We start from the raw sequence: 12,512 nt of genomic DNA, 5'->3' as shown, positions 1-12,512 counted from the left end.
GATGCGCGGGGTATTTTTTCTCTATGATCCGCAGTTATTGCTATCAATTGAATTGATTAATTCTTGAATAAGTCGTCTGGAGAAAAAATTATGCAGAGCGAGTTAGATGCCTATGACCGACGCATCCTGGCCCTGCTGCAGGAGGATGCTTCGCTGTCCAGCGCGCAGATTGCCGAGCGTGTGGGGTTGTCACAGTCGCCCTGCTGGCGGCGTATACAGCGTATGAAGGAGGAAGGGATTATTCGCGGGCAGGTGACCCTGCTCGACCGCAAGAAAATCGGCCTGAACACTCAGATCTTTGCCGAGGTCAAACTCAACGCCCACGGGCGTTCAAACTTCACCGAGTTCACCGAGCAGATTCGCGGCTTCCCTGAAGTTCTGGAGTGTTACGTGCTGATGGGGGCTGTGGATTTTCTCTTGCGTATTGTCACCCCGGACATCGAAGCCTACGAACGGTTCTTCTTCGAAAAGCTGTCGATGGTGCCGGGGATCCAGGAGGTCAACTCGATCGTGGCCTTGTCTGAAATCAAGTCCACGACGAGTCTGCCGGTGCTCTGAGGCTTACTTGCGCAGCAGGTATTTCCAGGCACGGCTTTGGAACACGGCAATGGCCTGTTGTACCCGGGCATCCAGGGTTTCGTCGTTGATGGGCTGATGAGCCAGGTGTTGCAGCTTGTTCAGCTCGCCGTACAAGCGGTCGACTTCCGGCACCTCAAGCACGTTGCGGGCGTGATGCAGCCAGGCCAACAGGCGTTCGATGCGCGGCAGTTGCTCGGCCAGGTCTTCAGGCTGCTGCTGGTAGCGCGGCAGTTGCAGGGCCTGGGCTTCCTCGGCCAGCAGGTGGGTCAGCCAGTTACCCAGTTGCGCAGCGCCCTGGCGATTGCCACGGTTGTTGCGCTCGACTGTCCAGGCACGGGCCAGCAGCCAGCGCGAGGTGTCCAGGGAGAACTGGCCCCAGCGGGTTTCCAGCAGTTCTTCAGCGAACTGTTCTGGCGCGGCACGACGGACGTCTTCGTCTTCCAGGCCGGCCAGTACCAGTGGCTTCCAGTCTTCCAGCAGGGCGTCGAGGCTGTTGCGCAGTTCGCGGGTGCTGGCGCGTGGCGCAGCCTGGCCCAGGCTGCTGGCCAGGGCACGCAGTTCGGTCAGGTTCTCGACCCAGTCCTGCAGCAGGCGCCAGTGGCCATTGAAGCGGTACTGCTCGGCCAGTCGCTGGCTGCTGCCCAGCAACTGCCAGCCCAGTGCGGCGAAGGCGTCGTCCAGGGTCATTTCGGCGTTCAGTTCCGCCGCGGGCAGGCTCAGGTCATAGCTGGCCGGGTCGAGCAGGCGGTAGCCACGCTCGGCCTTGCTGATATCACAGGGCATCATCGGCAGGCTGGCGGCGAGTTCGGCGGCCAGCTCCAGCAGGGCTTCGGCGGGGCCTTCACGCAGTTCCAGCTCCAGTTCGCAGATCTCTTCGTGCTGCTTGCCGACGATGACCTTGCCCAGGTCCAGGGCCGCTTCGATCACGACCTTGGCCTTGCCGCGGCCCCAGGCAATTTCCGCGTATTCGCGGGTGAAGTCGGTGCTGAACAGCGGCTTGATGGTTTTCTTGTCGACCTCGGCCAGTTGTTCTGGCCAGCACTGTGCGTCGAGTTTCTTCAGGTCCAGCTTGGTTTTTTCCAGGTGCCATTCGTATTCATGGCGCTCGGACAGGCCGGCAACGCTTTGACCACGGGTCTTGAGGGTCTGGATGATGACCTCACCATCGCGGCGCAAACGCAGGGCGACCTTGGCCGCAGCCAGGTCGCGCTCAGGCGTGTCGAAGTACTGGTTGAGCAGCTCGCGCTGCTGCCAGCCGGACTTGTTGCGCTTCTTCAGCAATGGGTGTTCGCGCAGGGCCGCGAGGGTGTCGCGGCTGACCCGCAGTTTGATTTCGGTTTCTTTATGCATTGCTGGGCAATCCGGCGTCGGATGACAGGGGGGCGTCTTGGCCGTGCAGTGTACAGGAGTCGGCCGCAGACGGTTTATTCCAGATGCCCGATGGCCCTATGATGAGGTCCGACCCGAGGAGAATCCGCATGCCGTTGCCGCCGCTCAAAGACCAGTTTGCCGCGCTGATTGCCGCACCCTCGGTCAGTTGCACTCAAGCCGCGCTGGATCAATCCAACCGTGCGGTGATCGACTTGCTCGCCGGTTGGCTGGGCGACCTCGGTTTTGCCTGCGAAATCCAGCAGGTGACCCCCGGCAAATTCAACCTGCTGGCCAGCTATGGCAGCGGCCCAGGTGGGCTGGTGCTGGCCGGGCACAGCGACACCGTGCCGTTCGACCCGCAATTGTGGCAGACCGACCCGCTGAAGCTGACCGAGGTGGACGGGCGCTGGGTGGGCCTGGGTAGCTGTGACATGAAAGGCTTCTTTGCATTGATCATCGAAGCGGTGCGCACCCTGCTCGATCAACCGTTCAAGCAACCCCTGCTGATTCTCGCGACCTGCGACGAGGAAAGCTCGATGGCGGGGGCCCGGGCGTTGGCGGCGGCGGGGCGGCCATTGGGGCGCGCGGCGGTGATTGGTGAACCCACCGGGCTGCGGCCGATCCGCCTGCACAAAGGCGTGATGATGGAGCGCATCGATATTCTCGGGCGCAGTGGCCATTCGTCGGATCCGCGCCTGGGCCATAGTGCTCTGGAGGCGATGCATGAGGCGATGGGCGAATTGATGGGCCTGCGTCGGCAATGGCAGCGCGAGTTCAACAATGCGCAGTTCAGTGTCCCCCAGCCGACCCTGAACTTTGGCTGCATTCATGGTGGCGACAACCCCAATCGCATCTGTGGCCAATGTGCTCTGGAGTTCGACCTGCGGCCGTTGCCCGGCATGGACCCGGAAGCGTTGCGTGCCGCCATTCGTGGCAAGCTTCAGCCGTTGGCCGAGCGTCATCAGGTGCGTATCGACTATGCGCCATTGTTTCCCGAGGTGCCGCCGTTTGAGCAGGCGGCTGACGCCGAACTGGTGCGTCTGGCCGAACGTCTTACCGGGCATAGCGCTGAAGCAGTAGCCTTTGGCACCGAAGCGCCTTATCTTCAGCGCCTGGGGTGCGAGACCCTGGTGCTTGGCCCAGGCGACATCGCCTGTGCGCATCAGCCGGGTGAGTACCTCGAAATGTCACGCTTGCAGCCTACCGTGCGTCTATTGCGTGAGTTGATCGAACATTATTGCCTCAGCCCGGCTGTTGCCCGCTGAGTTCGACTGTATTTTTTCAAGGAGAGTACGCGTGACGCCAAGCCTGTTCCGACGATAACCCTTCGAGCGCTGTGTGTTGTTCCGCCTTTGTTCAATTTTTTACAGGCTCTGGTTATGCACGATTACGTCAACTGGCTGCGTCACGCTTCGCCTTACATCAACGCCCACCGGGACTGCACGTTTGTCGTCATGCTCCCTGGCGATGGGGTTGAACACCCTAATTTTGGCAACATTGTCCACGACCTGGTGCTGCTGCACAGCCTGGGTGTGCGCCTGGTACTGGTGCACGGTTCGCGCCCACAGATCGAGAGCCGCCTGGCGGCACGTGGCCTCACGCCGCATTACCACCGTGGCATGCGCATTACTGATGCCGCGACCCTGGAATGCGTGATCGATGCTGTCGGGCACCTGCGGATTGCCATCGAGGCGCGGTTGTCGATGGACATGGCAGCCTCGCCGATGCAGGGCTCGCGCCTGCGGGTGGCGGCCGGCAACCTGGTGACTGCAAGGCCGATTGGAGTAGTTGAAGGCATCGACTATCACCACACTGGCGAAGTGCGCCGGGTCGACCGCAAAGGTATCAACCGGCTGCTCGACGAGCGTTCGATCGTGTTGCTGTCGCCACTGGGCTACTCGCCCACCGGCGAAATTTTCAACCTGGCCTGCGAAGACGTGGCAACTCGCGCCGCCATAGACCTGGGTGCCGATAAACTGCTGTTGTTCGGTGCCGAGTGTGGCTTGATCGACGAGAACGGCAACCTGGTGCGTGAGCTTCGCCCGCAGCAGGTACCGGCGCATCTGCAACGGCTGGGCAGCGATTATCAGGGCGAGTTGCTGGATGCGGCTGCCGAGGCATGCCGTGGCGGCGTAGCGCGCAGCCATATCGTCAGTTATGCCGAAGACGGTGCCTTGCTGACGGAGCTGTTCACCCGTGACGGTGGCGGTACGCTGGTTGCCCAGGAGCAGTTCGAGAAGGTCCGCGAGGCGGCCATCGAGGATGTCGGTGGCTTGCTCGAGCTGATCAGCCCGTTGGAGGAGCAGGGGATTCTGGTGCGTCGTTCGCGCGAGGTGCTGGAGCGTGAGATCGAGCAATTCAGTGTGGTTGAACGCGAGGGCATGATCATCGCCTGTGCTGCGCTTTACCCGATTGCCGATTCCGATGCGGGTGAACTGGCGTGCCTGGCGGTCAACCCCGAGTACCGCCATGGGGGGCGCGGTGATGAACTGCTCGAGCGTATCGAGACGCGCGCGCGGGCAATGGGCCTGAAGACCCTGTTCGTATTGACGACCCGTACTGCGCACTGGTTCCGTGAGCGCGGGTTCTCCCCAAGTGGCGTCGAACGCCTACCGGCGGCGCGGGCGTCACTGTACAACTTCCAGCGTAATTCGAAGATCTTCGAGAAAGCCCTCTGAGGTTATCGCCGGTAGAGCCGGCGATAACGAGACAGCAGGCGCATAAAAAAACGCCGTCGACCCAGCGGGCCGACGGCGTTTTTCAGTGCAGCGCACACCGTTTACACGGTGTGCAGGTACCAGTTGTACTCGAGGTCGGAGATCGAGTGTTCGAACTCTTCCAGCTCACTTTCCTTGCACGCGACAAAGATGTCGATGTACTTCGGATCGATGTACTTGGCCATGATCTCGCTGTCGTCCAGCTCGCGCAGGGCGTCGCGCAGGTTGTTCGGCAGGCTCTGCTCGTTCTGCTCGTAGGAGTTGCCTTCCACCGGCGCACCGGGCTCGACCTTGTTGGTCAGGCCATGGTGTACGCCCGCCAGGACGGCCGCCATCAGCAGGTACGGGTTGGCATCGGCACCGGCAACGCGGTGTTCGAGGCGCACGGCGTCGGAGCTGCCGGTTGGTACGCGCAGCGCCACGGTACGGTTGTCCAGGCCCCAGCTCGGCGAGTTCGGTACGTAGAACTGTGCACCGAAACGGCGGTACGAGTTGACGTTCGGGCAGAGGAACGCCATCGACGCGGGTAGGGTCTCGAGCACACCGCCGATCGCGTGACGCAGTGCGGCGTTCTGCTCGGGATCCTCACTGGCGAAGATGTTCTTACCATCTTTATCCAGTATGGAAATATGGACGTGCAGACCGTTACCCGCCTGGCCTGGGTAAGGCTTGGCCATGAAGGTGGTGTCCATCTCATGGTCGTAGGCGATGTTCTTGATCAGTCGCTTGAGCAGTACCGCATAGTCACAGGCCTTGAGCGGGTCTGGGACGTGGTGCAGGTTCACTTCGAACTGTGCCGGGGCGCTTTCCTTGACGATGGCGTCGGCAGGGATGCCCTGTTCCTTGGCCCCTTCGAGGATGTCCTGAAGGCAGTCGACATACTCGTCGAGGTCGTCGATCAGGTAAACCTGAGTCGAAATCGGACGCTTGCCGGAGATTGGCGAACGCGGCGGTTGTGGACGGCCGTTCACGTTCTCCTGGTCGATCAGGTAGAACTCCAGCTCGAAGGCGGCGCAGATGGTCAGGCCCAGTTCATCGAATTTGGTCACGACCTGACGCAGGACTTCCCGAGGGTCGGCGAAGAACGGCTCACCTTCCAGCTCGTGCATGGTCATCAGCAGCTGCGCGGTAGGGCGCTTCTGCCAGGGTTCGTTGGAGAGAGAGCCCGGGATCGGATAGCAAATCCGGTCGGCGTCGCCGATATCCAGGCCCAGGCCGGTGCTTTCCACCGTCGAGCCGTTGATGTCCAGGGCAAAGAGTGAGGCCGGCAGGTTGATGCCTTTCTCGTAAACCTTGTGGAGGCTGGTGCGTTCGATGCGTTTGCCACGCACCACACCATTCATATCCGCAATCAGAAGGTCAACGTACAGAACCTCAGGATGTTCCTTAAGGAACGCGTTCGCTTCGTTAAGCTGAACGGCACGCGGGGGTACCGACATGATGCAACACCTTTGTTGTTAAATATATCAATCAATGGGGGCTTGCAGCTCCAGTCAATCCGAAAGCCACTCTTAAGTCAAGCTGACCCAATGATGCCCTAAAACGGCGCCTCAGCGGCACTTTTGCTGCAATTGAGGGCGCCGATAGCCCGTCCATCGGGTAAACATGGGTGATGCTGAGCAGGCCGTGTTCTATTTTTTACGGGGGTGTTGTGTAAAAAAATGAACAAGGCTAAGCTCGAACGTAACCCATAACAGCAATAATACCGGGGGTTACATGTCTCGCATGCCGATAATCGGCGTGACCGCCTGCACCAAGCAGATCGGTCTGCATGCTTTCCACATCAGTGGCGACAAGTACGTGCGCGCAGTTGCGCTGGCAGCCAAAGGCTTGCCATTGATTCTGCCGTCGCTGGCGGAACTGCTCGACCCGGCTGAAATAATTGACGGCCTGGACGGGCTGCTCTTTACCGGCTCCCCCTCAAATATAGAACCTCATCACTACCAAGGGCCGGCCGATGGCCCGGGCACCCCTCACGATCCTCAGCGTGATCACACCACGCTGCCGTTGTTGCGTGCTGCGGTTGCTGCTGGCGTACCCGTACTGGGCATCTGCCGTGGCTTCCAGGAACTTAATGTGGCGTTCGGTGGCAGCCTGCACCAGAAGGTTCATGAAACCGGAACCTTCATGGATCACCGTGAACCTTCAAACGAACCGGTCGAAGTCCAGTATGCCCCAAGCCATACCCTGTGGGTTCAACCTGGCGGTGTACTGGCCGCTTTGGGCCTGGCATCCGAGATTCAGGTCAACTCTATCCATGGTCAGGGCATCGCACGTTTGGCTCCAGGCCTGCGTATCGAGGCTGTGGCCCCAGACGGTTTGATTGAAGCGATATCAATTGAAGGTAGCACGGCTTTTGCTTTGGGGGTGCAATGGCACCCCGAATGGCACGTGATGTCCAATCCGGACTATCTGGCCATTTTCAAGGCGTTTGGCGATGCCTGCCGAAAGCGGGCCAGTCAGCGTGATGCCAATTCATCGCACCGCGCCTGACGCCACCTTAATAGAAGCAGGTTACCTTCAGAGGTGTTTATGAGTACCAATCTCGATCAGCTCACCGATTGGTTGAAAGAGCACAAGATCACTGAAGTCGAGTGTTTGATCAGCGATCTCACCGGGATTACCCGCGGCAAGATCTCGCCTACCAACAAGTTCATTGCCGAGAAAGGCATGCGCTTGCCCGAGAGCGTCCTGCTGCAGACGGTCACTGGCGATTACGTCGATGACGACATTTATTACGAACTGCTCGACCCTGCCGACATCGACATGATCTGCCGCCCCGACGAGAACGCAGTGTTTCTTGTCCCGTGGGCCATCGAGCCTACTGCACAGGTGATTCACGACACCTATGACAAGTTTGGCAGCCCGGTCGAACTGTCACCGCGTAACGTCCTGAAGAAGGTGCTCAAGCTGTATGCCGACAAAGGTTGGCAGCCGATCGTCGCGCCAGAGATGGAGTTCTACCTGACCAAGCGTTGCGAAGACCCGGACTTCCCGTTACAGCCACCGGTCGGTCGCTCTGGTCGCCCGGAAACCGGTCGCCAGTCGTTTTCCATCGAAGCAGCCAACGAATTCGACCCGCTGTTCGAGGATGTCTACGACTGGTGCGAACTGCAGAACCTGGACCTCGATACGCTGATCCACGAGGACGGCACGGCACAGATGGAGATCAACTTCCGTCATGGTGACGCGCTGTCCCTGGCCGACCAGATCCTGGTGTTCAAACGCACCATGCGTGAAGCCGCGCTCAAGCATAACGTCGCCGCCACGTTCATGGCCAAGCCGATGACGGGCGAGCCAGGCAGCGCGATGCATCTGCACCAGAGTGTGGTGGACGTGCAGACCGGAAAGAACATCTTCTCCAATGACGACGGCAGCATGAGCGACCTGTTCCTCTACCACATCGGTGGTCTGCAGAAGTTCATCCCCGAGCTGTTGCCGCTGTTCGCGCCCAACGTCAACTCGTTCCGGCGTTTCCTGCCTGATACCTCGGCACCGGTGAACGTCGAATGGGGCGAGGAAAACCGTACTGTCGGTTTGCGGGTTCCAGATGCCAGCCCGCAGCATCGCCGCGTCGAGAACCGTCTGCCGGGCGCCGACGCCAACCCGTACCTGGCAATCGCTGCCAGCCTGCTGTGTGGCTACATCGGCATGGTGGAGCGCATCAACGCCAGTGCGCCGGTGCAGGGGCGCGGCTATGAGCGACGCAACCTGCGCCTGCCTTTGACCATCGAGGATGCGTTGGAGCGGATGGAAAACTGTAAGGCCCTGGAGAAGTACCTGGGCAAGAAATTCATCACAGGCTACGTGGCGACCAAGCGCGCCGAGCATGAAAACTTCAAACGCGTAATCAGCTCTTGGGAACGAGAGTTCCTGCTGTTCGCGGTCTGATCAACCCGGGGCCGCAGGAGCGCGGCCGCCAGCAATTGGAGAAGCACATGAGCGTCAAGAACCCGCAAACCCGTGAATGGCAAGCCTTGAGCGGCGAGCACCACTTGGCCCCTTTCAGCGACTATAAACAGTTGAAGGAGAAAGGCCCGCGCATTATTACCAAGGCCAAGGGTGTGTATTTGTGGGACAGCGAGGGCAACAAGATCCTCGATGGCATGGCCGGGCTTTGGTGTGTGGCGGTTGGCTACGGTCGTGAAGAGCTGGTGAAAGCGGCCAGCGACCAGATGCGTGAGCTGCCTTACTACAACCTGTTCTTCCAGACCGCTCACCCACCGGCACTGGAGTTGGCCAAAGCCATTTCCGCGGTTGCTCCGAAGGGTATGAGCCATGTGTTCTTCACCGGTTCCGGCTCCGAGGGTAACGACACCGTACTGCGTATGGTGCGCCATTACTGGGCGCTCAAAGGCAAGCCGCAGAAGAAGGTGATCATCGGTCGCGTTAACGGCTACCACGGTTCGACTGTCGCGGGCGCCAGCCTGGGTGGCATGGCCTTCATGCACGAGCAGGGCGACCTGCCGATTCCGGGCATCGTGCACATTCCGCAACCTTACTGGTTCGGTGAGGGCGGCGACATGACCCCGGACGAGTTTGGCGTCTGGGCGGCCGAGCAGCTGGAGAAAAAGATTCTCGAAGTGGGTGAGGACAACGTTGCGGCCTTCATTGCCGAGCCGATTCAAGGGGCCGGTGGTGTGATTATTCCGCCAGAAACCTACTGGCCCAAGGTCAAGGAAATCCTCGCCAAGTACGAGATTCTTTTCGTTGCCGACGAAGTGATCTGTGGCTTTGGTCGCACCGGTGAGTGGTTCGGTTCCGATTATTACGACCTCAAACCTGACCTGATGACCATCGCCAAGGGCCTGACCTCCGGTTACATCCCCATGGGCGGCGTTATCGTGCGTGACGAAGTGGCCCGCGTGGTCACTGAAGGCGGCGACTTCAACCACGGCTTCACCTACTCAGGCCACCCGGTGGCGGCTGCAGTAGGCCTGGAAAACCTGCGCATTCTGCGTGACGAGAAGGTCATCACGCACGTTCATGAGGAAACGGCACCGTATTTGCAAAAGCGTCTACGCGAGCTAAACGATCACCCGCTGGTGGGTGAAGTTCGTGGCTTGGGGATGCTCGGTGCGATCGAACTGGTCAAGGACAAAACGACCCGTGCGCGCTATGAAGGCAAAGGCGTGGGCATGATCTGCCGGCAGTTCTGCTTCGACAACGGGCTGATCATGCGCGCTGTAGGCGACACCATGATCATTGCGCCGCCGTTGGTGATCACGCGTGAAGAGATCGATGAGCTGGTGGAAAAGGCACGTAAATGCCTGGACCTGACCTATGAGGCGATCCAGTAAGCCTGCTGCTAGGCTAGCGTTGTGACATTAAGGGGGTTCAGGGTTGCTCTTTCCTTGAAAGAGCGCCTTGTACCTTGCCAGACTAGCGGCTGTTTCAGTCGCCTAGTGCCTGCGCCGAAGGTCCCGGTTGCTGAACAGATGGTCAATAAAAATTCTGGAGCATTACGCATGAAGAAATTGGGCAAGACGCTGTTGGCAATGTCCCTGATGGGGGCAATGGCCAGTGCTGTTCAGGCAGAAGACAAGACGCTGCACGTGTACAACTGGTCTGACTACATTGCAGCAGACACCATCGCCAAGTTCGAAAAGCAGTCGGGCATCAAGGTGGTCTACGACGTTTTCGACAGTAACGAAACGCTGGAAGCCAAGTTGCTGGCCGGTAAATCCGGTTACGACGTGGTCGTACCTTCGAACAACTTCCTGGCCAAGCAGATCAAGGCCGGGGTTTACCAGGAGCTGGACAAGTCCAAGCTGCCGAACTGGAAGAACCTCGATACCGACCTGCTCAACGCCGTTGGCAATGCCAGCGACAAGGGCAACGTGCACGCCTTCCCTTACATGTGGGGCACGATCGGCATCGGCTACAACCCGGAGAAGGTCAAGGCTGCGCTGGGCGTCGACAAGATCGATTCCTGGGACGTGGTGCTCAAGCCGGAGAACATCGCCAAGCTCAAGAGCTGCGGCGTGAGCTTCCTCGATTCGCCGACCGAGATGATTCCGGTAGCGCTGCACTACCTCGGCTACCCGACCGATTCCCAGGACAAGAAGCAGTTGGCTGAGGCCGAAGCGCTGTTCCTGAAAATCCGTCCTTCGATCGCTTACTTCCACTCCTCCAAGTACATCTCGGACCTGGCCAACGGCAACATCTGCGTCGCCGTGGGTTACTCGGGTGACCTGGAGCAGTCCAAGGCGCGTGCTCATGAAGCTGGCGACAAGGTCAAGATCAGCTACGCCATTCCGAAAGAAGGCGCGGGCAGCTTCTATGACATGGTTGCGATTCCAAAGGATGCCGAGAACCTCGACGCAGCCTATCAGTTCATGAACTTCCTGATGCAGCCGGAAATCATGGCCGAGATCACCAACGCCGTACGCTTCCCGAACGGCAACAAAGCGGCAACGCCGCTGGTGGACAAGGACATCTCTGGCGATCCGAGCATTTACCCGTCGGATGAAGTGAAGGCCAAGCTGTATGCAATCAGCGACTTGCCGCCGGCTACCCAGCGGATCCTGACGCGCAGCTGGACCAAGATCAAGTCGGGCAAATAAGCCTGGGTTGACCCGCTGAGCGCTGCCCGGAAGCTCTAGGGCAGCGCTTTCGCGGGAGGTGAGGGCAAATATTTTTTGCCGGTTGGGTGTATCGAAGGTAAGTTGCGCGCCGGTTTGGTTATCCGGCAGAGCATTCTGTCGTTTAGCTCGGGCACTATTGAGAGGACCTTCCACTTGTCTATTTCTGTATTTCGCAAGGCCTTGATGGCTGGAGCGGGTCTGACGCTGGCGATCAGCGTCCAAGCGGCGCCCACGGTGCACATTTACAACTGGTCGGACTATATCGGCCAGACCACGCTGGCGGATTTTGAGAAAGAAACCGGTATCAAGCCGTTGTATGACGTGTTTGATTCCAATGAAACCCTGGAAGGCAAACTACTGGCCGGTCGTTCCGGCTATGACGTGGTCGTGCCGTCCAACCATTTCCTCGGCAAGCAGATCAAGGCGGGTGCGTTCCAGAAACTCGACAAATCGCTGCTGCCGAACTGGCAGAACCTCGATCCTGCTCTGCTCAAGCGCCTGAACAAGAACGACCCGGGCAACCAGTATGCGGTGCCTTACCTGTGGGGCACCAACGGCATTGGTTACAACGTCGACAAGGTCAAGGCCGTGCTGGGTACCGACAAGATCGACTCGTGGGCCATGCTGTTCGAGCCGGAAAACATCAAGAAGCTGTCCGCGTGCGGTGTCGCGTTCCTCGACTCCCCGGACGAGATGCTCCCGGCAGTGCTCAATTACATGGGCCTGGACCCCAACAGTACCAACCCGGCCGACTATAAAAAGGCCGAGGCCAAGCTGATGGCGGTGCGCCCTTACGTGACCTATTTCCACTCGTCCAAGTACATCTCGGACCTGGCCAACGGCGACATTTGTGTGGCCGCTGGCTTCTCCGGCGATGTATTCCAGGCCAAGTCCCGCGCTGAAGAGGCGGGCAAGGGCGTGCAGGTGGCGTATGCCATTCCCAAGGAGGGCGGCAACCTCTGGTTCGACATGCTGGCGATTCCCAAGGACGCCGGCAATCTCAAAGAGGCGCACGCTTTCATCAACTATTTGCTCAAGCCTGAGGTTATTGCCCAGGTCAGCGATTACGTCGGTTATGCCAACCCGAATCCAAAGGCTGGCGATCTGATGGACCAGAGCGTTAGAACCGACGCAGCGGTTTATCCACCGCAAGAGGTGCTGGACAAGTTGTACGTCAATGCTGAGTTGCCACCCAAGGTGCAACGTTTGATGACCCGTAGCTGGACCAAGGTCAAGTCGGGCAAATGAGTATCCAGGG

Annotated in this window: 10 protein-coding genes; 8 read left to right on the top strand and 2 right to left on the bottom strand. The window is 59.4% G+C overall.

Going from position 1 to position 12,512, the window contains the following annotated elements; all coding sequences use genetic code 11:
• Positions 1-90: 90 nt before the first annotated feature.
• Positions 91-558, top strand: coding sequence for an Lrp/AsnC family transcriptional regulator (locus ACZ9H3_RS14455; protein WP_065760063.1), 468 nt, complete (start codon positions 91-93; stop codon positions 556-558).
• 3 nt (positions 559-561) lie between these two features.
• Here ACZ9H3_RS14455 and ACZ9H3_RS14450 read toward each other — a convergent pair whose 3' ends face one another.
• Positions 562-1,929, bottom strand: coding sequence for a CYTH domain-containing protein (locus tag ACZ9H3_RS14450; RefSeq protein ID WP_476221242.1), 1,368 nt, complete (start codon positions 1,927-1,929; stop codon positions 562-564).
• A gap of 128 nt (positions 1,930-2,057) precedes the next feature.
• On the opposite strand from ACZ9H3_RS14450, the gene argE reads away from it, so the two are divergent.
• Together argE and argA are read left to right on the top strand one after the other, a co-directional pair.
• Positions 2,058-3,215 carry an acetylornithine deacetylase gene (gene argE / locus ACZ9H3_RS14445; protein WP_476221240.1) on the top strand — a complete coding sequence of 386 codons (1,158 nt, stop codon included), beginning with the start codon at positions 2,058-2,060 and terminating at the stop codon, positions 3,213-3,215.
• Positions 3,216-3,329: 114 nt separating this feature from the next.
• Positions 3,330-4,628 carry an amino-acid N-acetyltransferase gene (gene argA, locus ACZ9H3_RS14440; RefSeq protein WP_476221238.1) on the top strand — a complete coding sequence of 433 codons (1,299 nt, stop codon included), beginning with the start codon at positions 3,330-3,332 and terminating at the stop codon, positions 4,626-4,628.
• A gap of 101 nt (positions 4,629-4,729) precedes the next feature.
• Here the strand turns inward: argA and ACZ9H3_RS14435 are convergent, their stop codons facing one another.
• Entirely contained in the window at positions 4,730-6,106 is a 1,377-nt protein-coding gene (locus tag ACZ9H3_RS14435; protein WP_454240346.1) for a glutamine synthetase family protein, read from the bottom strand.
• A 277-nt stretch (positions 6,107-6,383) separates the two neighbouring features.
• On the opposite strand from ACZ9H3_RS14435, the gene ACZ9H3_RS14430 reads away from it, so the two are divergent.
• From ACZ9H3_RS14430 to ACZ9H3_RS14410, 5 genes are all read left to right on the top strand, one after another.
• Positions 6,384-7,160, top strand: coding sequence for a gamma-glutamyl-gamma-aminobutyrate hydrolase family protein (locus ACZ9H3_RS14430; RefSeq protein WP_476221236.1), 777 nt, complete (start codon positions 6,384-6,386; stop codon positions 7,158-7,160).
• A 39-nt stretch (positions 7,161-7,199) separates the two neighbouring features.
• Positions 7,200-8,558 (top strand): glutamine synthetase family protein, encoded by a 1,359-nt coding sequence (locus tag ACZ9H3_RS14425; RefSeq protein WP_065760069.1) that lies wholly within the window; start codon positions 7,200-7,202, stop codon positions 8,556-8,558.
• Between the two features lie 47 nt (positions 8,559-8,605).
• The gene (locus ACZ9H3_RS14420) at positions 8,606-9,967 is read left to right on the top strand and encodes an aspartate aminotransferase family protein (protein WP_065760070.1); all 1,362 of its coding nucleotides are present in this window, start codon (positions 8,606-8,608) and stop codon (positions 9,965-9,967) included.
• A 168-nt stretch (positions 9,968-10,135) separates the two neighbouring features.
• Positions 10,136-11,233 (top strand): polyamine ABC transporter substrate-binding protein, encoded by a 1,098-nt coding sequence (locus tag ACZ9H3_RS14415; protein ID WP_102052480.1) that lies wholly within the window; start codon positions 10,136-10,138, stop codon positions 11,231-11,233.
• Between the two features lie 174 nt (positions 11,234-11,407).
• Positions 11,408-12,502, top strand: a complete 1,095-nt coding sequence (locus tag ACZ9H3_RS14410) for a polyamine ABC transporter substrate-binding protein (protein WP_102052479.1) — start codon at positions 11,408-11,410, stop codon at positions 12,500-12,502.
• The last annotated feature ends 10 nt before the right edge of the window (positions 12,503-12,512 follow it).

It is taken from the genome of Pseudomonas sp. TE3910 (assembly GCF_056279025.1).
Note: the sequence above shows the minus strand (reverse complement) of the source record. Positions and strands in the feature narration are given on the sequence as shown.